At 68.0% G+C, this 19082-nt stretch carries 24 protein-coding genes and 1 tRNA gene; 11 read left to right on the top strand and 14 right to left on the bottom strand.

What is annotated here, in order from left to right; all coding sequences use genetic code 11:
• The first annotated feature begins 100 nt into the window (after positions 1 to 100).
• On the top strand, positions 101 to 532 hold the full coding sequence (locus AC5Y4Q_RS10420; RefSeq protein ID WP_064921702.1) for a pyridoxamine 5'-phosphate oxidase family protein: 432 nt from the start codon (positions 101 to 103) through the stop codon (positions 530 to 532).
• Positions 533 to 570: 38 nt separating this feature from the next.
• Here AC5Y4Q_RS10420 and AC5Y4Q_RS10415 read toward each other — a convergent pair.
• A tRNA-Tyr gene (locus AC5Y4Q_RS10415) sits at positions 571 to 653 on the bottom strand.
• An 87-nt stretch (positions 654 to 740) separates the two neighbouring features.
• Here AC5Y4Q_RS10415 and AC5Y4Q_RS10410 point away from each other — a divergent pair.
• The 3 genes from AC5Y4Q_RS10410 to AC5Y4Q_RS10400 are packed head-to-tail and all read left to right on the top strand — an operon-like array spanning position 741 to position 3799.
• Positions 741 to 1232, top strand: a complete 492-nt coding sequence (locus AC5Y4Q_RS10410) for a YajQ family cyclic di-GMP-binding protein (RefSeq protein WP_064921701.1) — start codon at positions 741 to 743, stop codon at positions 1230 to 1232.
• Between the two features lie 37 nt (positions 1233 to 1269).
• Complete coding sequence (locus AC5Y4Q_RS10405) at positions 1270 to 2754, top strand: flavin-containing monooxygenase (protein ID WP_125225436.1); 1485 nt, start codon at positions 1270 to 1272, stop codon at positions 2752 to 2754.
• Between the two features lie 19 nt (positions 2755 to 2773).
• Positions 2774 to 3799 (top strand): NAD(P)H-dependent glycerol-3-phosphate dehydrogenase, encoded by a 1026-nt coding sequence (locus AC5Y4Q_RS10400; RefSeq protein WP_064921700.1) that lies wholly within the window; start codon positions 2774 to 2776, stop codon positions 3797 to 3799.
• A gap of 99 nt (positions 3800 to 3898) precedes the next feature.
• On the opposite strand, the gene AC5Y4Q_RS10395 is transcribed toward AC5Y4Q_RS10400, so the two are convergent.
• The 3 genes from AC5Y4Q_RS10395 to grcC1 all read right to left on the bottom strand — a co-directional run bounded on the left by AC5Y4Q_RS10395 (position 3899) and on the right by grcC1 (position 6307).
• Complete coding sequence (locus AC5Y4Q_RS10395; RefSeq protein WP_125225416.1) at positions 3899 to 4237, bottom strand: type II toxin-antitoxin system HicB family antitoxin; 339 nt, start codon at positions 4235 to 4237, stop codon at positions 3899 to 3901.
• A gap of 123 nt (positions 4238 to 4360) precedes the next feature.
• Entirely contained in the window at positions 4361 to 5209 is an 849-nt protein-coding gene (gene htpX / locus AC5Y4Q_RS10390) for a zinc metalloprotease HtpX (RefSeq protein WP_064921698.1), read from the bottom strand.
• 81 nt (positions 5210 to 5290) lie between these two features.
• Positions 5291 to 6307, bottom strand: a complete 1017-nt coding sequence (gene grcC1, locus AC5Y4Q_RS10385; RefSeq protein WP_185746664.1) for a nonaprenyl/(2E,6E)-farnesyl/geranylgeranyl diphosphat synthase — start codon at positions 6305 to 6307, stop codon at positions 5291 to 5293.
• A gap of 39 nt (positions 6308 to 6346) precedes the next feature.
• On the opposite strand from grcC1, the gene menJ reads away from it, so the two are divergent.
• From menJ to AC5Y4Q_RS10365, 4 genes are all read left to right on the top strand, one after another.
• The gene (menJ, locus tag AC5Y4Q_RS10380) at positions 6347 to 7561 is read left to right on the top strand and encodes a menaquinone reductase MenJ (RefSeq protein ID WP_125225434.1); all 1215 of its coding nucleotides are present in this window, start codon (positions 6347 to 6349) and stop codon (positions 7559 to 7561) included.
• A gap of 121 nt (positions 7562 to 7682) precedes the next feature.
• On the top strand, positions 7683 to 8357 hold the full coding sequence (locus AC5Y4Q_RS10375; protein ID WP_064921697.1) for a class I SAM-dependent methyltransferase: 675 nt from the start codon (positions 7683 to 7685) through the stop codon (positions 8355 to 8357).
• A gap of 5 nt (positions 8358 to 8362) precedes the next feature.
• Positions 8363 to 8809 carry a nitroreductase family deazaflavin-dependent oxidoreductase gene (locus AC5Y4Q_RS10370; RefSeq protein ID WP_064921696.1) on the top strand — a complete coding sequence of 149 codons (447 nt, stop codon included), beginning with the start codon at positions 8363 to 8365 and terminating at the stop codon, positions 8807 to 8809.
• A 7-nt stretch (positions 8810 to 8816) separates the two neighbouring features.
• Positions 8817 to 9185: a DoxX family protein gene (locus AC5Y4Q_RS10365; protein WP_064921695.1), complete on the top strand. Its 369-nt coding sequence runs from the start codon at positions 8817 to 8819 to the stop codon at positions 9183 to 9185.
• On the opposite strand, the gene AC5Y4Q_RS10360 is transcribed toward AC5Y4Q_RS10365, so the two are convergent.
• Positions 9156 to 9848 (bottom strand): demethylmenaquinone methyltransferase, encoded by a 693-nt coding sequence (locus AC5Y4Q_RS10360; protein ID WP_064921694.1) that lies wholly within the window; start codon positions 9846 to 9848, stop codon positions 9156 to 9158. The genes AC5Y4Q_RS10365 and AC5Y4Q_RS10360 overlap by 30 nt on opposite strands.
• Before the next feature lie 37 nt (positions 9849 to 9885).
• Here AC5Y4Q_RS10360 and AC5Y4Q_RS10355 point away from each other — a divergent pair, with 37 nt between their 5' ends.
• On the top strand, positions 9886 to 10527 hold the full coding sequence (locus AC5Y4Q_RS10355) for a DsbA family protein (RefSeq protein WP_064921693.1): 642 nt from the start codon (positions 9886 to 9888) through the stop codon (positions 10525 to 10527).
• Here AC5Y4Q_RS10355 and AC5Y4Q_RS10350 read toward each other — a convergent pair.
• Genes AC5Y4Q_RS10350 through AC5Y4Q_RS10340 form a run of 3 tightly spaced genes read right to left on the bottom strand, consistent with a single transcriptional unit; the run spans position 10524 to position 13520 of the window.
• On the bottom strand, positions 10524 to 11030 hold the full coding sequence (locus AC5Y4Q_RS10350) for a DUF3592 domain-containing protein (RefSeq protein WP_065019436.1): 507 nt from the start codon (positions 11028 to 11030) through the stop codon (positions 10524 to 10526). The genes AC5Y4Q_RS10355 and AC5Y4Q_RS10350 overlap by 4 nt on opposite strands.
• Positions 11027 to 12679: a 2-succinyl-5-enolpyruvyl-6-hydroxy-3-cyclohexene-1-carboxylic-acid synthase gene (gene menD, locus AC5Y4Q_RS10345; RefSeq protein WP_064921691.1), complete on the bottom strand. Its 1653-nt coding sequence runs from the start codon at positions 12677 to 12679 to the stop codon at positions 11027 to 11029. The genes AC5Y4Q_RS10350 and menD overlap by 4 nt, the downstream gene beginning before the upstream one ends.
• A 10-nt stretch (positions 12680 to 12689) precedes the next feature.
• Positions 12690 to 13520 carry an alpha/beta fold hydrolase gene (locus AC5Y4Q_RS10340; RefSeq protein ID WP_064921690.1) on the bottom strand — a complete coding sequence of 277 codons (831 nt, stop codon included), beginning with the start codon at positions 13518 to 13520 and terminating at the stop codon, positions 12690 to 12692.
• A 70-nt stretch (positions 13521 to 13590) separates the two neighbouring features.
• Between AC5Y4Q_RS10340 and AC5Y4Q_RS10335 the strand changes: the two genes are divergently transcribed.
• A complete protein-coding gene (locus AC5Y4Q_RS10335; protein ID WP_234786548.1) occupies positions 13591 to 14280 on the top strand; it encodes a sensor domain-containing protein in 690 nt (229 codons plus the stop codon).
• A gap of 90 nt (positions 14281 to 14370) precedes the next feature.
• Here the strand turns inward: AC5Y4Q_RS10335 and AC5Y4Q_RS10330 are convergent, their stop codons facing one another.
• Positions 14371 to 15324, bottom strand: a complete 954-nt coding sequence (locus AC5Y4Q_RS10330; protein WP_064921689.1) for an o-succinylbenzoate synthase — start codon at positions 15322 to 15324, stop codon at positions 14371 to 14373.
• Between the two features lie 109 nt (positions 15325 to 15433).
• Between AC5Y4Q_RS10330 and AC5Y4Q_RS10325 the strand changes: the two genes are divergently transcribed.
• Positions 15434 to 15763 carry an SseB family protein gene (locus AC5Y4Q_RS10325; protein ID WP_064921688.1) on the top strand — a complete coding sequence of 110 codons (330 nt, stop codon included), beginning with the start codon at positions 15434 to 15436 and terminating at the stop codon, positions 15761 to 15763.
• A gap of 26 nt (positions 15764 to 15789) precedes the next feature.
• Here the strand turns inward: AC5Y4Q_RS10325 and AC5Y4Q_RS10320 are convergent, their stop codons facing one another.
• The 5 genes from AC5Y4Q_RS10320 to AC5Y4Q_RS10300 form a co-directional block, all read right to left on the bottom strand.
• Positions 15790 to 16209, bottom strand: a complete 420-nt coding sequence (locus AC5Y4Q_RS10320) for an Imm63 family immunity protein (protein WP_234786549.1) — start codon at positions 16207 to 16209, stop codon at positions 15790 to 15792.
• 39 nt (positions 16210 to 16248) lie between these two features.
• Positions 16249 to 16479, bottom strand: coding sequence for a TNT domain-containing protein (locus AC5Y4Q_RS10315; protein ID WP_419179739.1), 231 nt, complete (start codon positions 16477 to 16479; stop codon positions 16249 to 16251).
• Positions 16392 to 17792 carry a hypothetical protein gene (locus AC5Y4Q_RS10310; protein WP_064921687.1) on the bottom strand — a complete coding sequence of 467 codons (1401 nt, stop codon included), beginning with the start codon at positions 17790 to 17792 and terminating at the stop codon, positions 16392 to 16394. The genes AC5Y4Q_RS10315 and AC5Y4Q_RS10310 overlap by 88 nt, the downstream gene beginning before the upstream one ends.
• Before the next feature lie 3 nt (positions 17793 to 17795).
• The gene (locus AC5Y4Q_RS10305; RefSeq protein WP_165604376.1) at positions 17796 to 17954 is read right to left on the bottom strand and encodes a hypothetical protein; all 159 of its coding nucleotides are present in this window, start codon (positions 17952 to 17954) and stop codon (positions 17796 to 17798) included.
• Between the two features lie 275 nt (positions 17955 to 18229).
• The gene (locus tag AC5Y4Q_RS10300; RefSeq protein ID WP_064921685.1) at positions 18230 to 19066 is read right to left on the bottom strand and encodes an amidohydrolase family protein; all 837 of its coding nucleotides are present in this window, start codon (positions 19064 to 19066) and stop codon (positions 18230 to 18232) included.
• Positions 19067 to 19082: the final 16 nt, after the last annotated feature.

Genomic DNA, 19082 nt, shown 5'->3' with positions numbered 1-19082 from the left:
TAGACCCTAGATTTCCGTTAAATCGGTGCCCGGTGTGGTGCGGCGAGCTGGGACTGACTCCTGGCGGAATAGCCCCGAGACCGCCGCTGTTGGTGTCGGCATGCCGAGACCCTTGACCGAAACCGAACGTCAGCAATTCCTGGCCGACAAGCATGTCGCGGTGCTGTCCGTCGACGCCACCAACGGCCGGCCCCCGGCCAGCGTCCCGATCTGGTACGACTACACCCCCGGCGGCGACATCCTGGTCAACACCGGCGCCGGCAGCCGCAAGGCCAAGCTCATCGAGCAGGCCGGGGCGGTAACCCTGGTGGTGCAGCGCGAAGATCTGCCCTATCAGTACGTGGTCGTTGAGGGCACCGTCGTGGAGACGGCCAACCCGGCGCCGCTGGAACCCCGGGAAGCCATCGCCATCCGCTATCTCGGCGAGGAGGGCGGTCGGGCATTCGCCGCGAAGATGGACGGCGCCTCCAGCGTGCTGTTCACCATCCGGCCCGACCGCTGGTTGAGCGCCGACTTCTCCGACGAGCTCTAAACGCAATCAGGCCCCTCCGAAAAGGGGCCTGACCGGGGTGGCAGGTGCAGGATTCGAACCTGCGTAGGCTTGCGCCGACGGATTTACAGTCCGCTCCCATTGGCCGCTCGGGCAACCTGCCGTATCGCGCCTAGCAGACTACAACGAAGATGTACCCCGAACACAAACGGGCCAGCACCTGCCGAATGGCATGGAGAAAGGACGTCTCGTGGCCGACTCATCGTTCGACATCGTCAGCAAGGTCGACCGCCAGGAGGTCGACAACGCCTTGAACCAGGCCGCCAAGGAGCTGGCCACCCGGTTCGACTTCCGCGGCACCGACACCACCATCGCCTGGAAGGGCGAGGAGACCATCGAGCTGGTCAGCTCCACCGAGGAGCGCGTCAAGGCCGCCGTCGACGTGTTCAAGGAGAAGCTGATCCGCCGGGACATCTCGATGAAGGCGTTCGACGCCGGTGAGCCGCAGGCCTCCGGCAAGACCTACAAGGTCAGCGGCAGCCTCAAGCAGGGCATCGACGGCGAGCACGCCAAGAAGATCAACAAGCTGATCCGCGACGAGGGACCCAAGGGCGTCAAGACCCAGGTCCAAGGTGACGAGATCCGGGTGTCGTCGAAGAAGCGCGACGACCTGCAGGCCGTCATCTCGCTGCTCAAGGGCGCCGACCTCGACGTGGCGCTGCAGTTCGTCAACTACCGGTAGCGCAAACCCTGGCCCGCCGAGCCGGGCGGTGCCTAGGCTGGGGGGCGTGACCACCGAAGATGTCGTCGACGTCGTGATCATCGGAGCGGGCATCTCCGGTATCGGCGCGGCCTACCGCATCAGCGAACGCAACCCCGGCACCCGCTACGTCATCCTGGAGCGGCGTGAGCGCATCGGCGGCACCTGGGACCTGTTCCGCTACCCGGGTGTGCGCTCGGACAGCAGCATCTTCACGCTGTGCCTGCCGTATGAGCCGTGGACGGGGCGCGCACGGGTGGCCGACGGTGACGAGATCCGCGGGTACTTGACCGACGCCGCGCGCAAGTACGGCATCGACTCCCACATCCGGTTCAACAGCCACGTCGTCGCCGCCGACTGGGATTCGTCGACCGACACCTGGACGGTGACGGCCGACCAGGGCGGGACGCAACGGGTGTACCGCGGCCGGTTCGTGTTCTTCGGGTCCGGTTACTACAACTACGACGACGGCTACACGCCGGACTTCCCGGGCGTGCAGTCGTTCACCGGCACGGTGGTGCACCCCCAGCACTGGCCCGAGGACCTGGACTACACGGGCAAGAAGATGGTGGTGATCGGTAGCGGCGCCACGGCGATGTCACTGGTCCCGGCGCTGGCCGAGCGCGCCGGCCACGTGACCCTGCTGCAACGCACCCCCACGTATTTGATCTCGGCGTCCAAATACAGTCGTTTCGTCGACGCCGTCGCGAAACTGTTGCCGCGCAAGGCGGCTCACCCGATCATCCGGTTCACCATGGCCCTGTTCGAGGGCCTGGTGTGGTTCCTGGCCCGCAAGACGCCGCCGGTGTTGAAGTGGATGCTGCGCCGGACGGCCGTGCAGAACCTGCCGCCGGGTTACGACGTCGACACCCACTTCAAGCCGCCGTATCAGCCGTGGGACCAGCGGCTGTGCCTGATCCCCGACGCCGACCTGTATGCCGAGATCAGCGCCGGGCGCGTTGAGATGGTCACCGACCGGATCGACCATTTCGACGCCGACGGGATCACGCTGCAGTCCGGCGCGCACCTGGATGCCGACATCATCGTGACCGCCACCGGCCTGCAGCTGCAAGCACTCGGCGGGGCGCGGATCAGCCTGGACGGCAACGAGATCAAGCCGACCGACCGCTTCGTCTACAAGGCGCACATGCTCGAAGGCGTGCCCAACCTGTTCTGGTGCGTCGGCTACACCAACGCCTCCTGGACACTGCGCGCCGACATGACGGCCCGGGCCACCGCAAAACTGATGGCGCACATGGCGGCTCGCGGGTACACCCACGCTTACCCGCATCGCGGAGACGAGCCGCTCACCGAGAAACCGGCCTGGGATATTCAGGCCGGCTATGTGCTGCGGGCGCTGCACGCACTGCCGAAATCGGGCACCAAGCGGCCCTGGAACGTGCGGCAGAACTACTTCGCCGACGCGCTGGACTACCGCTTCGACCGGATCGAGGAGGCGATGGTGTTCGGGCGAGCCGGCGAAAGCGTGCCGCTGGCCGGCTAGGCCGGGGTAACTTCGCTGCATGCCAGCTGCTACTCGCACACCCAGGGTCGTCGTGCTCGGCGGCGGATCGTTCGGGACCACGGTGGCGTCCATCTGTTCGCGGCGCGCGCCGACGCTGCAGTGGGTGCGCTCGGAATCCACCGCTGCCGACATCAACGACAACCACCGCAACAGCCGCTATCTCGGCAATGAGGTCGTGCTGTCCGAGACCTTACGCGCCACCACCGATTTCGCCGAGGCCGCCCACAGCGCCGACGTCGTCGTCATGGCGGTGCCGTCGCACGGGTTCCGCGGCGTGCTGACCGAGCTCGCGGGCGAGCTGCGACCGTGGGTGCCGGTGGTCTCGTTGGTCAAGGGCTTGGAGCAGGGCACCAACATGCGGATGTCGCAGATCGTCGACGAGGTGCTGCCCGGGCATCCGGCGGGCATTCTGGCCGGGCCGAACATCGCCCGCGAGATCGCCGAGGGCTACGCGGCCGCGGCGGTGCTGGCGATGCCCGATCAGCATCTGGCGGCCCAGCTGGCATTGCTCTTCCGCACCAAGCGGTTCCGGGTCTACACCAGCGACGACGTGACCGGGGTCGAGATGGCCGGGGCGTTGAAGAACGTCTATGCGATCGCGGTGGGGATGGGCTACTCGCTGGGGATCGGCGAGAACACCCGGGCCATGGTGATGGCACGGTCGGTGCGGGAGATGTCCAAGCTCGGCGAAGCGATGGGCGGGGCCCGCGACACCTTCGCCGGCTTGGCCGGCATGGGCGATCTGATCGTCACCTGCACCAGCCAGCGCAGCCGCAACCGGTATGTCGGCGAACAGCTGGGCACCGGCAAGCCGATCGACGAGATCATCGCGTCGATGAACCAGGTCGCCGAGGGGGTGCGGGCCGCCAGCGTGATCATGAAGTTCGCTGCGCAGTACGGGCTGAACATGCCGATCGCCCGCGAGGTCGACGGCGTGATCAACCACGGCTCGACCGTCGAGCAGGCCTACCGCGGGCTGATCGCCGAGGCGCCCGGGCACGAGGTGGAGGGCACCGGGTTCTGAGGTTCTGGCCGAGAGCCACTGCCGTCCCCGTCACAGGAGTCACTTGCGCACCTCCGGAGAAGGGGTGTGATGAGTTCGAATCGGATAGCGCGGGTGATATCACCAGTCCAGCAGACCGCTCGGCGGGCGGTCAGCGAGCTTCTGGACGATCCAGTGGTTCATCGACACGTTCTGGTCGACGGCCTCGACGGCAAGCCGGGCGTGCAGCGACGGTGAGGTCCGGACCAGGAACGTGCCACTGAACTTCCGTTCGGTGATCGGCTCGGGCACACCTTCCCCCTCCCGCTCGGCCAACACCTCGTCGACGGCCGCCTCGACACCGGCGACGGCTTCCCGCATGGACGGCGCCCAGTGCGTCAGCCAGGGCATTTCGATGCAGCGGCCGACGTACTCGTCGTACTCGCGCGACCATTCGGCCCGGTACGTGTAGTGGTTCATGGCCGGCAGTAGCGCATGCGCTATCCGATTCGACAAGACGTCTATCCCCAGGCGAAGGTGCGGAAGTGACCGGTGGGACGCCAGGGACGGCAGGGACGGCCCGAAGGCAGCGGCTGGGGAGAACTACCCCCGGGCCATCTCCTCCAGCCGGCGGATCCGGTCGGCCATCGGCGGGTGGGTGGAGAACAGCTGCCCGACCTTCTCGCCCGCCCGGAACGGGTTGGCGATCATCAGGTGCGACTGGCTCGCCAATTCCGGCTCGGGCGGCAGCGGGGCGGCCTGCACCCCGTCGGAGATCTTGCGCAGCGCCGACGCCAGCGCCAGCGGGTCACCGGTGAGCACAGCGCCGGACTGGTCGGCCTGATACTCCCGCGACCGCGACACGGCCAGCCGCACCACCGAGGCCGCCAGCGGCCCCACCAACGCGACCAGCAGCATCGCCAACGGGTTGCCGTCGCGGCGGTTGCCCATGAACATCGCCATGTTGGCCAGCCCGGTGATCACCGACGCCAGGGCACCGGCCACGCAGGAGATCAGGATGTCGCGGTTGTAGACGTGGGACAGCTCGTGGCCCAAAACCGCGCGCAGCTCGCGCTCGTTGAGCAGCCGCAGGATTCCGCTGGTGCAACACACCGCGGCGTGGCGCGGGTTGCGGCCGGTGGCAAATGCGTTGGGGGCGTTGGTGTCGCTGACGTACAACCGGGGCATCGGCTGATGCGCCGCGGTGGCCAGCTCGCGCACGATCCGGTAGATCTCCGGCGCCTGGACCTCGGTGACCGGCTGGGCGCGCATCGCCCTCAGCGCCAGCTTGTCGCTGTTGAAGTAGGTGTAGGCGTTCATCGCCACGGCGAACAACACCGCCACCCACATCATCCCGGGTCCGAAGGCCCGACCGACCAGGACGATCAGCCCCGACATGAGGAGCAGCAGCAAGAACGTCTTCGCCGTGTTCTGATGCGGGTGCCAGGTCATCGACTCCTCCTTAAAGGACCTTGAAGAACCTCGGTCTTGCTCATTAAACGCCGCGGGCACAACGCGGGTTCCGCACTGTGCTCAGCCGTGGCGGTTGACGGTGTAGTCGACCAGGCCGGCCAGCGCCGCACGGCCGACGCAGTCGGGCAGCGCGGCCAGCTCGGCGCGCGCCTGCGCGGCGTAGTCGGCCACCGTCTCCTTGGCCCTCGCCATGCCCGGCGATGCGCGCAGCAGCGCCAACGCCTCGGCCAGCACCGCGTCCTCGGTGACCGGGCCGGCCAGCAGCGTACGCAGCCGCTCGGCGTCCGGGCCGTTGTCCTGCAGCGCGTAGAGCACCGGCAGGGTGTGCACCCCTTCGCGCAGATCGGTGCCGGGCAGCTTGCCGGACTCGTCGGGGTCGGAATCGATGTCGATGATGTCGTCGGAGATCTGGAACGCGGTGCCCACGATGCCGCCGAGACGGGCCAGCCGCTCGATCTGATCGTCGTCGGCGCCGGAGAACGTCGCCCCGAACCGGCCCGATGCCGAGATCAGACAGGCCGTCTTCTCGTAGACCACCTTGAGGTAGTGCTCGATCGCGTCCGCCCCCTCGGCGGCGCCGCGGGTCTCGCGCATCTGGCCGGTCACCAGCTGGGCGAAGGTCTCGGCGATGATCCGCACCGCCTCCGGACCCAGCCGTGACACCAGCCGCGACGCCGTCGCGAACAGATAGTCACCGGCCAGGATCGCGATGTTGTTGCCCCACCGCGCGTTGGCGCTGGGCGCCCCGCGGCGGATCTGCGCCTCGTCCATCACGTCGTCGTGATACAGCGTGGCCAGGTGCACCAGCTCGATCACCGCGCCGGCCACGGTCACCTGCCAGGCGTCCGGCTCCGGTCCGAGCTGGGCCGAGAGCACGGTGAACAGCGGACGGAAACGCTTGCCCCCGGCGTCGAACAGGTGGGTGACGGCTTCGGTCATCAGCGCGTCGCCGCCGCGCAACTCGGTGTCCATCAGCTCTTCGATGCGCGCCACCCCGTCGCGGACGTTGCCCGCGAACGCCGGGTCGCCCAAGCCCCCGAAATCCAGCCCCGCCACCACACTCGCCGGTGTCCTCACGGCTCCAACATACTGGTCAGTGTGAAGTCCAGCGCTGAGATGGTGGCCGAGGTGGTGGTAGTCGGCGCCGGACCGGCCGGATCGGCAGCGGCCGCCTGGGCCGCCCGGGCGGGCCGCGACGTGCTCGTGGTCGACACGGCCAGCTTCCCACGCGACAAACCCTGCGGCGATGGGCTGACCCCGCGCGCCGTCGAGCAGCTCGAGTTGTTGGGGCTCGGCGAGTGGCTGGACAGCCACATCCGGCACCGGGGACTGCGGATGTCCGGGTTCGGCGGCGAGGTCGAGGTGGACTGGCCCGGGCCGTCTTTCCCGTCGACCGGCAGTGCCGCACCGCGCACCGAAGTCGACGAGCGGATCCGTAAGGTCGCCGAGGAGTCCGGCGCTCGGATGTTGTTGGGGGTCAAGGCCGTCGGCGTCCACCATGACTCGGCCGGGCGGGTGCGTACGGTGGTGCTGGCCGACGGCACCGAGGTGACCTGCCGGCAGCTGATCGTCGCCGACGGCGCCCGCTCCACGCTGGGCCGGGTGCTGGGCCGTCAATGGCATCAGGAGACGGTGTACGGGGTGGCCGCCCGCGGATATCTGGCCTCCCCGCGCAGCGACGAGCCGTGGCTGACGTCGCATCTGGAACTGCGCTCCCCCGATGGCACGGTGTTGCCGGGCTACGGCTGGATCTTCCCGCTGGGCAACGGCGAGGTGAACATCGGCGTCGGCGCACTGGCCACCGCCAAGCGGCCCGCCGATGTGGCGCTGCGCCCGCTGATGTCCTACTACGCCGACCTGCGCCGCGACGAATGGGGCTTCGAGGGCCCGGTGCGCGCGCCAGCCAGTGCGCTGTTGCCGATGGGCGGGGCGGTTTCGGGGGTGGCCGGGCCCAACTGGATGCTGATCGGCGACGCCGCGGCCTGCGTCAACCCGCTCAACGGCGAGGGCATCGACTACGGGCTGGAGACCGGGCGGCTGGCCGCCGAGCTGTTGGACGGCGGCGACCTCACCCACGCCTGGCCGGAGCTGCTGGCCGCCCGCTACGGCCGCGGGTTCTCGGTGGCCCGGCGGCTGGCGCTGTTGTTGACGTTCCCGAAGTTCCTGCCGGCCACCGGCCCGCTGGCGATGCGCTCGAGCACGTTGATGCGAGTGGCGGTGCGGGTGATGGCCAACCTGGTCACCGACGACGACGCCGACGTGGTGGCGCGGGCCTGGCGCGGCGGGGGCCGGCTGTCCCGGCTGGTCGACCGCCGCCGGCCGTTCGGCTGACACGCCTGACACTGAAGACACATAAGCCCCCTGACAGCGCGTGTCAGGGGGCTTAGACCTGTGCTCCACCGGTGGTATCAGGACGATTGACATATATCAGCTCGGTTGATATACCGGATGCATGAGTGAATCATTGGATTTTCAGTTCGACGCCGCCTACCGCGGTGAATCCGAGCAAATGGGTCTGGGCGCCAAACCACCGTGGAGCATCGGCGAGCCCCAGCCCGAGCTGGCGGCCCTGATCGAGCAGGGCAAGTTCCATGGCGACATCCTCGACGTCGGCTGCGGCGAGGCCGCCATCTCGCTGCACATGGCCGAGCGGGGCCACACCACCGTCGGCCTGGACCTGTCGCCGACCGCCATCGACCTGGCCCGCAGCGAAGCGGCCAAGCGCGGCCTGACCAACGCCACCTTCGAGGTCGCCGACATCAGCAACTTCACCGGCTATGACGGCCGGTTCGGCACCATCGTCGACAGCACGCTGTTCCACTCCATCCCGGTGGAGGCGCGCGAGGGCTACCAGCAGTCGATCGTGCGGGCCGCCGCGCCGGGGGCGTCGTACTTCGTGCTGGTCTTCGACAAGGCCGCGATCCCGGAGGGCCCGCCGTTCGCGGTGACCGCCGACGAGCTGCGGGACGTGGTGTCGAAGTACTGGGTGATCGACGAGATCAAGCCGGCCCGGCTGTACGCGGTGTTCCCCGACGACTTCCCCGGCTTCGGCGGCGTGCCGCTGCGCGACGAGCCGAACGGCCGCAAGTCGGCCGCGGGATGGCTGCTCTCGGCGCACCTGGGCTGACGGCCATGGCCAACCTGAAGCCACCGCGCTGGCTCAAGCCGGTCAACAAGGTGATGATCGGTCTGCAGAAGCTGGGCGTTCCGACCGGGCCGCCGATGGTGCTGACGGTGCCCGGCCGCAAGTCCGGGCAGCCGCGCAGCACCCCGATGACACCGTTCACCGTCGACGGGCAGCTCTACACCGTGGCGGGGTTCCCGAACGCCGACTGGGCGCTCAACGCGCGCGCGGCCGGCTCGGGCACGCTGCGCCACGGCCGTAAGACGCGGCCGGTGCGCATCGTGGAGCTGTCACCAGAGGCGGCCCGCCCGGTGCTGCGGGCGTTTCCGGCGCAGGTGCCGGTCGGCGTCCGCTTCCTCAAACAGGCCGGCTTGGTCGCCAACGGCACGCCCGACGAGGTCGAGGCGCTCGCCGGGCGCATCTCGGTCTTCCGGTTCGACGCGCTACCCGGCTGAGTCGGCCGTGTCCCCGGTCTATCTGACCGCCACCGTGGCGGCGATAGCACTCAACGGGTTTTCCGGGGTGGCCGCCCTGCTGCGGTTTGCACCGATCATTCCCGGCATGCAGGCCGCCGGCGTGCCGGAGGCGTGGCTGAGGTTTCCGATCGGCACGTGTAAAACCGTCGGGGCGCTCGGGCTGCTCGCTGGGCTATGGTTCCCGGTCATCGGGGTCGCCGCGTCGGCCGGGCTGGTCCTGTTCTTCGTCTGCGCGATGTACACCCACGTGCTCGCTCACGACATCTCGGCTCAATTCGGGCTCGCCACAGGCTTTCTGGCCCTGAACTGCGTGGTGTTCGCGCTGTCAGTCCAGCGGCTTGTGGCCGGTGTGTAGTGCGACGATGCCGCCGGTGAGGTTGCGCCAGCTCACCTGCGACCAGCCCGACGCGGCGATCTGCTCGGCCAGCGCCGCCTGGTCGGGCCAGGCGCGGATCGACTCGGCCAGGTAGACGTAGGCCTCCGGGTTCGACGACACGGCGCGCGCCACCGCCGGCAGCGCCCGCATCAGGTACTCCTTGTAGACGGTGGCGAACACCGGAACGTTGGGAGTGGAGAACTCGCAGACCACCAGCCGGCCGCCGGGTTTGGTCACCCGGGCCATCTCCCGCAGGCCCGCCGCGTGGTCGACGACGTTGCGCAGCCCGAAGCTGATCGTGACCGCGTCGAATACCCCGTCGCCGAAGGGCAGCTTGGTGGCATCCCCGGCCACCTTGGGCACATAGCGTTTGCGGCCGGCGGCCAGCATGCCGACCGAGAAGTCCGCGGCCACGCACCACGCGCCGGATTTCGCGAGTTCGACGGTGGACACCGCGGTGCCGGCGGCCAGATCCAGCACCTTCTCCCCCGGCTGCAGCCCGAGCGCTTTGCGGGTGGCCCGCCGCCACGCACGATCGCGGCCCAGCGACATCACGGTGTTGGTGAGGTCATAGCGGCGCGCGACACCGTCGAACATCGATGCCACCGCGTGGGGGTCTTTGTCCAGGCTCGCGCGGCTCACGGTGTCGACGCTACCCGCCTCCGATAGGGTGCTTGGAATGCGGTCTTGGCTAGGCACATTGGCAGTACTGGTGATGTTCGGCGTCGGGTTGGCGGCTCCGGCAGCCGCCGACGTAGCGCCGGGCACCGTGCTGGCTCCCGACCACTTCGGGGTGTTGGCGGGCTCGCCGGACGCCGCTGTGCAGCTGGAGATCTTCTGCGACCCGCAGTGCTCGGAGTGCGCGAAGTTCGAGGCGGCCTCCGGTGACGACCTGGGCCGGCACCTGGCCGCCGGGGACGTCGCGGTGACCTACCGGTGGATGACGTTTCTGGACGCCCGGCGCGGCAACGACACCTCCGCCCGGGTCGGCAACGCGTTGATGGCGGCCGCCGACCCGGCCACCGCGGCGGCGACCTATCAGGCGTTCGTGAACGAGCTGTACCGCAAGGGCGGGGCACCGAGCCTCGAGGACATCGCGGTCACCGCCCGCGAGAGCGGTCTGCCCGCCCACGTGGTGGACCGGATCGCCGCGGGTCAGCAGGCCGTCGACCCGACTTCGATGAACGCCTTCAACCGGGTTCAGCTGCTGGCGGCGAACCCGGACAGCCCCGGCACCCCAACGGTTTTCGATGTCGCCACGAGAACTGTCGTCGACACCGACGACGCCGGCTGGCTGGACCGGCTGGTGCAAGAGCGCTAGTCGCGGGCCCGGCGTCGCTCGACGAAGGCCAGCCCGGCCAGCGCCGCGGTGCCGACCAGCAAGGCGATCACCACGATCGAGCCGGCCGGGATGATCGCCAGTACGGCGGTGCGGTGCTGGACCCGCACCAGGTCCGGGTCGGCCTTGTCGTATTCGACGTAAATGCGCATCCCGGTTGCCAATTCGGACGGATAGAGCACCCCGAGCTCGGGGCGGTAGGTGATCCGCTCCGGGGTGACGAACTCGATGGTCGAGCGCCGAAAGCCCGCGTTGAGGACTTCGGCCTCGGCCACCCCCATGTCGCGTTCGATGGCGATGTCGTTGCGCCAGGCCCCGGCCACCAACAGCACCGACTGCAGCGTCACCACGGCCACCATGATCAGCACTCCCATGCGGGACCAGCGCAGCACACGCCCGGCCGTGGTGTTGGGGGCGATGGCTCCGGCGCCGTGAATCAGGCTGTGCAGCACCGGCTTCAACGACGTGAAACGCGGTAGTCTCACAGCGCGGCCTTGATCGCGGCGTGCAGCGCGCGCAGCGAAGACCGGTCGGCTTTGACCTCGATTACCCGCATGCCCCCGGCGGGTTCGGCCAGCGCGGCGGGCAGTGCGTCGACCTCGATCTGTTGCGACTCGATGTGATAGGCGCGGCACAGGGCGCCGACGTCGACGTCGTGCGGGGTCCCGAAGATGCGCGACGACACGTCGGCGAACCGCGGGTCGCCTTGTTCCAGCAGCTCGAAGATGCCGCCGCCGTTGTCGTTGGACACCACGATGGTCAGCCGCCGTGGTGTCGGTTCGGTGGGCCCGATCAGCAGCCCAGAGCTGTCGTGCACGAACGTCAGATCCCCGATCAACGCGATGGTGCGGCCATCGGCATGCTCACGCTCGTGCGCCAGCGCCGCACCGATCGCGGTGGACACCGTGCCGTCGATACCGGCGACCCCGCGGTTGGACCGCACGGTGATGGCTCGGGCCGCCTCGACGTTGCCCAGCCCCACCAGTGCGGCGTCCCGCACCGGGTTGGAGGCACCCAGCACGAGCTGATCGCCGGGCCGCAGTGCGTCGGCGACGGCCGCGGCCACGTGCAGGCCCGTGGTCAGCGGGTGCGCCACCAACTGCTCACGCACGGTGGCGTTGGCCTGGGCGTTCAGCTCGGCGCAGCGGCGCAGCCAGGCCGTATCCGGCGCCCCGGAGGTGACCGCCCGGGTGCCGGTGGCCTGCGAGTTGCCCGACACGTCGGGCCAGCGCGGCCCGGTGGTCAGCGCGTAGACCGGCACCGTCGGGTCAGCCAGCAGCGCCGACACCGGCCGGTGCAGGGTCGGCCGGCCGGCCATGATGACCTGCTGCGGGCGCAGCAGCGGCAACGCCAGCGGGTGCAACGGGTTCTCCGGCACCGGGGCCGTGGGTTCGGCGACCGTGGGCAGCGCTGCCAGGTTCGGGTGCACGCCGGCACCGTGCCCGGCGATCACCACGGTGTTCGGCGTCAGATCGATCTCCAACGGCTGATCGAAGCTGACCGGCGGGGTGTAGGTCCAGGGCCGGCCGTCCGGGCGGCCCGGCGGCAACGAACCGGAGTCATCCGGGTCGGGAACCAGCGGCTCACGCAGCGGAATGTCGAACTGCACCGGACCGGCATTGGCGGTACGAGATCCGTTGGCGGCCACTAATACTCGGCATACCGCCGAACGCCAGGTGGCGTTGAGGGCGTCCATCCGCTCGGGAGCGTCCTCGGCGAGGCCCAGGCTGATCGTCGCGCGCACCTGGGTGCCGAAGTAGCCGAGCTGCTCCATGGTCTGGTTGGCGCCGGTACCCAGCAGCTCGTACGGCCGGTTGGCGGACAGCACGATCAGCGGGACCCGCGCGTAGTTGGCCTCGACCACCGCGGGCCCCAGGTTGGCCACCGCGGTGCCCGAGGTCATCGCCACGCACACCGGCGCGCCGGCACCCACGGCCAACCCGATCGCCAGGTAGCCGGCGGTGCGCTCGTCGATGCGCACGTGCAGGCGCAGCCGACCGGCGCGGTCGGCATCGTGCAGCGCGAACGCCAGCGGCGCATTGCGCGAACCCGGGCACAGCACTACGTCGCGGACGCCGCCGCGGATCAGCTCGTCGACGACGATGCGGGCCTGTGCCGTCGAGGGGTTGGTCATTGGTACCAGGTTAGTCGTGTGCCGACGGCGGAGGTGCCCAGCGCAACGGCCTGCCGTCGACCTCGGCGAGGAACTCCAGCGCCGCCTTGTTGACCTGGTCGGGTTTCTCGATGAACCCCAGGTGGCCGGCGTCGGGAATCTCCAGGTAGCGCGCGCCCGGAATGGCGTCGGCGACCTCGCGGCTCAGGTGCGCCGGAGTGACGACGTCGTCGCCGAACCCGATCACCAGCACCGGCTGGGTGATGTTGGCGTAGACGGGCAGCCGGTTGGTCAGCGGCGCCACGTCGAGCTGACAGCGCAGCCCCGGGGTGTTCTTGACCGGCCACATGGTGAACATCGCGATCCAGTCTTTGATCGCGGCGTCGTCGCTGAGCGTCTTCGGCGAAAAGCTTTCCAGCATCCGCACTTTCGCCTCGTACTCGGCGGGCAACGACACCCCGGCCTCGGCGAGTCTGACCTCGGCCTGGTAGAAGAACTCCCGGGCGCGGTCGTGGCGGCCGCGGGTGGCCATCAGCACGGCAGATTTCACCAGTTCGGGCCGCGCCAGCATCAGTTCCTGGGCGATGAAGGCCCCCATCGACACTGCGACAATGCGCACTGGGGCCAGGCCCAGCGATTCGATCAGCTGCGCGGTGTCGGCCACCATGGTCGCGGTGGTGAACCCCGAGGCGTTCTCAGTGGCGCCGATACCACGGTTGTCGAAGGTGATCGGGCGGTAGCGGGCGAGCTGGAAGTCGCGGACCTGATGCAGATGCCAGCCGCGGCCCGCACCGCCACGCCCGGCGATGAACAGAACCGGATCGCCATCCTGATTACGGTCGTCGTAAGCGAGGTTGGTCACGGGTGTGAAGGTACGCGACCCGCCGACGCCTTATGGTGTCAGGATCGCAACTGCGCAGCTGGGGACGGTGATGCGGAGACGGACCGCGGGGGTGGCTTGCACGCTGGTGCTGGCCTGCGCCATGCTGCCGGGCTGTTCGCGGGTGACCGGCGGTCGGGCGGTGCCGGCCGACCACGACGGGCCCCGGCCGGTGGCGGCGTCGATGCTGCCGGATCTGCTGTTGGACGCCTCCACCGTCAGCGACATCATGGGGTCCTCCGGTATGCGGGTCAAAGACTCGAGGTCGCGGATGTTCGACTCGGGCGGGCAATTCCCCGACCACGACTGCATGGCCGCCTGGATGCCCGTCGAGCAGTCGGTCTACACCGGCACCAATTGGACCGCCACGATCGTCCAGACCCTCTCCGAACCCGACCTGGACCACTTCGTCATCCAGGCGGCGACGGTGTTCGTCAACCGGGCCGATGCGCAGGGCTTCTTCGACGCGACCGCCCGGCGGTGGGCGCCGTGCGGCGAGCGGTCTTTCACCACCACCAAGGACGGCTACGGCGATACGCCGTGGACGTTCGACACGGTCGCCGGCGTCGACTCCACGGTGTGGATGACCCAGCACCAGGACGACAGCGCGGGCTGGTCATGTCAGCGGGCGCTGCGGGTGGCCAACAATGTCGCCATCGACGTGTTGGCGTGCAAGCTCTACGTCAGCGACGAGGCGGTCACGATCGCGAACGGGATCGACGCGCGCCTGCCCAGCGTGTGAGTTGTGGGCGGCCGGTGACGGGCGTGTCGCGGGTTCGACCATGTGGTGTTGTGCCCGGCTCTGCGCGACAACTTGCGGCGCGTCGCGAACTCAGGCGGCCAGCAGCCGATGGCAGGCCTTGATCCGGTCGATCCACCACTGCCGCCGCTGCGGCGAGGCGGCCAAGGCGTGCAACCTTTCTAGGTCCGGGGTGATCGACTGCACCGGCAGGTAGCCGTCGATTTGTGGCGGCGTTTCCGCGACGTCCTCGACGAACAGTGATCCGGTGCCGAGCCCGCAGGCGTGTTGCAGGGCGGGTAGCGCTGCCGCGGCGTGCAGGCCGACGCTGATACCGACCGCGGAGTCGATAGCGCTGGAGATCACCACCGGGATGCCGATCTGGCCGGCGATGGTTAGGAGTTGTGAAATACCGCCCAGTGGTGCGACTTTCAGCACGGCGATGTCGGCGGCGCCGGCTCTGGCGACAGCCAGCGGGTCGCCGGCCTTGCGGATGCTCTCGTCGGCGGCGACCGGGGTCTCGATGCGGCGGCGCAGCTCGGCGAGTTCGGCGACGGTGGCACAGGGTTGTTCCAGATACTCCAACGGCCCCAACGCCTTTGCCGCTTGCACCGCCTGCTCGACGCTCCAGCCTCCGTTGGCGTCCGCGCGGACGGTGGGGATCACGGCGCGGACGGCCTCGACGCGCCCGACGTCATCGGCAAGGGTCTGGCCGGGCTCGGCGACCTTGACCTTGGCGGTTGTTGCGCCGGGGAATCGTGCCAGCACCTCGGGGACTTCGGCGGCGTCGACGGCGGGGACGGTCGCGTTGATCGGGATACGGTTACGACGGGCTGGTGGCGGATTTTGGTAGGCGCTTTCCAGAGCGGCGGCCAGCCAGTGCGCCGCCTCGGGGGGTTCGTATTCGGGGAATGCGCCGAACTCTCCCCAGCCGGCCGGGCCATCGATCAGTGTCAGTTCGCGAACGGTGATACCGCGGAACTTAACGCGCATCGGCAACGCCACCACGTGCAGGCGGTCGAGGATGTCGTCCAGGGGCGGCGGCATGGGTCTATGGTGCCGGTGCGGCGGTGAGTTGCGCCAGGTGGGCGCGCGTGGTCGGGTAATTATGATCAGCAGGTCGTCAGAGTCAACGCTGCCGCGATGAGGGGAGCCCATGGGCCTGTTCAAAAGGAAAAAGCAGCAGACCGGAACGCCTCCCACTGAGGCCAGTGTCTACTACTCCACCCCCTTCGGAGAGACAAATGACGGCGAACAAAAGCTCTTTTTGCTCGAACGCGACGGCATGCGATTTTTCCCCGTCTTCCGTAGCGTCGAATCGATAAAAGAATTCTATGCGCTAAAGAATCGCGCCGGTTATCTGATGATAGAGGGTGACATCCCGAGCGTAATGAAGACGATCCGCTCAATCGAGCTGCTGAAAGACACGGGAATTGTAATCGACCCTTTGAGCGAACGTCCGGTTGAGATCATGCCCGAGGTTTGACGTACGCATGCTCTTCCGGCGAGTCGTCATAATGGTTCGCCCATGGCGGGAAGTAGCGCAATATCCTCCGGCTGCCCATTTCTGAACATCTCAGCGAGCTCGCGGACTCGTCTTTTGGACCAAGCGACGCTGAAATCGCTTAGCACCTCGTACTCGTAAACAAAGCGTTCCGCGCGGTCACCCACCGCTTTGGAAGCCTGACTTGTGACAATGTCCTCACAATACCAGTAAAGAAGGTCATCAAGATCACCTGCTTGGTCAAAGCCAAGTTTCCCGCGTTCGTAGCAAGCAAAGTGGTAGGAGCCATCATCGGCAACAAATATGTTCAGCCCGTCATTAGTCCGCATCCCGACGGGAATCGAGCGAACTCCCAACTCCTCCGACAGTCGATCTATTTCACTTTGAAGCTCTCGAGATTTATCGTCCGAGGGGCGGTCCGTATTCATTCAGTATCCCCCTATCGACTAGTTCCTTAACGGTCGCTTTTACGCCATCGGACCCACGATCATGTATTGAATCGATCCGGGTGATGGCGTCTGCCCGTAGAACGGCTCAACCGGCCCTTCTACAATTTGCCACCCAGAGGGCAGAGGCTTCCCGGTAACGATGTATCTATTGTAGTTCCCTCCTACGGATTCGGGAGCCAATGAACGATCCGAAAATGGCGTGCCGTCTGGCGCGAGATAGCGGCCACGGTTGGGACCAAATCGGTCGATAATCGAACCTTCCGGCAGCTGCGCAGGCTGCGGTACGTACCCCGGCGGAAACCCGTCGTTGCCCGGCCAGATCCGGTGTTCTGGGGTGCCAAACCGGGCTTCAAACTCCGCCGACGGCATTCCGCCGGTGGGGTGCCAGTCCCGCAGAACTGCGGCGGGCTCGCCGCCCGGAGTAAGGACCTCGGCCGGAAGCCCCGCCCGGACCATGGCACCTTCCCCAGCGAACGGAAGGGTGGCCGCAGCGGAGCCGGCATCGAAGGTCTTCTCTCCGAGGTAGTACGGGAGACTGGGCGCCTCAGCGCCTCTTTGACTTCCGCGACGCCGGCGCCGACGGGGTTGATCATCGCACTGCCGACGCCCTTGGCCATTCCGCCCCAGGATTCCAGCACACCGGGGGCGCCCGGTCCGCCCTGGCCTAGCAGATTCTTCACACCTTGTTCGGCGGCTCTCCACCGGTCACCGAAGCCGTCGCCGAACCCGGGCGCCGGCCCCCGCTGCGGCGCCGGCGGGATATAGCGCGGCAGCGGTTGTTGGGCGGCGACCACGGCCGCGTTGATCCGCGCCTCGATCTGATCCGGCGGAACACCGTCGTTGGCCAGTACCTGCCTAGCCGCTACTTTGAAGCTCTCGACGTCCTTGGGGTTCAGCGGCACCGGGGGGACGGAGCCACCACCCTGCCGCGCCTGATTCAACAGCCACGGCAGACTTCCGGCCGCTGCATCACCAGCGGCGTCGCCCGGGGTACGCGACGCGCCGGTCGGCGGCACCTGCTGAGCGGTCGTCGTGCCGTTGTCGGGCATCGGCGGGCCGAATATCGCGCGACCGTCCACGGTGACCTTGGTGTCGCCGACCACTGCCCGGATGGCGGTGGCCAGATCCTGATCGGTCCTGCTGGCGTCGGCCATCAGCTTGGTCAGCCGACGTTGCAGCGCATCGAAGTCATGGCGGTTCTGGGACGTGACTTTCCCGCTCAACCGCCCATCCGGACTGATCGCCCAATCGTTGCTCGCCGCAGCCGATTTGATAGAGGACCACTCCGTCTTGCACGCCGCGACCTCTGCCCGGGCAGTGTAGAAAGCGTTGGCGATCGAGGTTGCCTCACCCTGGTGATCGGCAATGTCAGCGCGGTGCTTGCCCAGCTCCTGTCGAAATGCGTCGCCGCCGTGGCCTTCCCAGTCCTTGAGTCCGCTGCCGGCGTCACCTAACGCCGCACCGAAGTCGGCTTTGCGCGCGGAGCGCTCCGTGGCGATCTCGAATACGGTGTCCAGAGTTTCGAGGTTCCACTTCTCAATGCCGTCGGTGGTGATCGTCATCCGCTACGAGGCGCCGGTACCTCGGGGAACGAGCACGGTGAACCTGCCGGCGTGCTCTTCCTCCATCGCCGTGTAGTGGCGGCCGCCGTCACGCATCGCCTCGGAGAAGGCGTGCACCCGCCCGTGCAACCTCGCGTCGGCGGCCTCCCAGTGCGCGCTCAACTCAACCAGGGCTTCCGCGGAGGACCCGGCCCAGGCCGCGGCACATTCGCCCAACTAGCCGGCGTGTCTGGCCGCGAATGTGCGTGACACCTCGGTCGCGTCGGCCACCCGCGAGGCGTGGGCGTGCAACTGCGCCGGATCAACCGATAGCTTCGTGGGATCACTCGGTACCGAAGCCATGCTCACACTTCCGTTGGAGCTGTGAGCAGAAAGCTAGCAAGGTTAATGGCCGTTCCGCCAGTCACCCGTATATGCGACTGACCAGTTGAAGGCGGCTATTCGCCCGAGTGTCCGATCTCCAACTTGAACACCCGCTCGGCATTGCCGTGCAAATAATCCGCCCGCGCCTCGTCATCGAGGCCGACATCGTCCAGCCCGTCGAGCGCATGATCGGGCATGATCATCGGATAGTTGGTGCCGAACAACACTTTTCGTTGCCCGGTCCGGGTTTTCATGAACCTGATCAGCTCGTCCGGCAGCCGCTTAGTGGTGTAGGCCGAGGTGTCGATGTAGACGTTCTCATGCTTACGCGCCACGGCGACCATCTCCTCGGTCCAGGGATAGCCGACGTGCCCGCACGCGATGACCAGTTCCGGAAAGTCCAGTGCCACTTGGTCGATGTAGGGAATCGGGCGACCGGTCTCCGAGGGCCGCAGCGGGCCGGTGTGGCCGACCTGGGTGCAGAACGGCACACCGAGCTCGACGCATTCGGCGAACAGCGGGTAATAGCGCCGGTCGGTGGGCGGCGCGTTCCACAGCCAGGGCACCACCCGCAGGCCGACAAACCCGTCGTCGCGCACCCGGCGCCGCAGTTCGCGGACGGCCTCCATCGGGTGATCCAGGTCGACGGTGGCCAGGCCCGCCAACCGGTTCGGGTGCGCCCGCACCCAGCCGGCGACCTCGTCGTTGGACACCAGGTCCATGCCGTTGGGGCCACGCCACGCGCTGAGCAACCCGAAATCCACGCCGGCCGAGTCCATCGCCGACACGGTGGCCTCGATCGGGATCTCATCCTCGGGCATGGACCCGCCGGTCCAGCGACGCAGGGACGCCAGCATGTCGTCGGCCAGGAAGCGACGGGTCGGGTGCTGCATCCAGACGTCGATGGTCATCGTCCCCACCGTAGCC

The organism is Mycobacterium sp. NGS16 (genome assembly GCF_059813225.1).
This window is presented reverse-complemented; position numbering and strand designations above follow the sequence as displayed.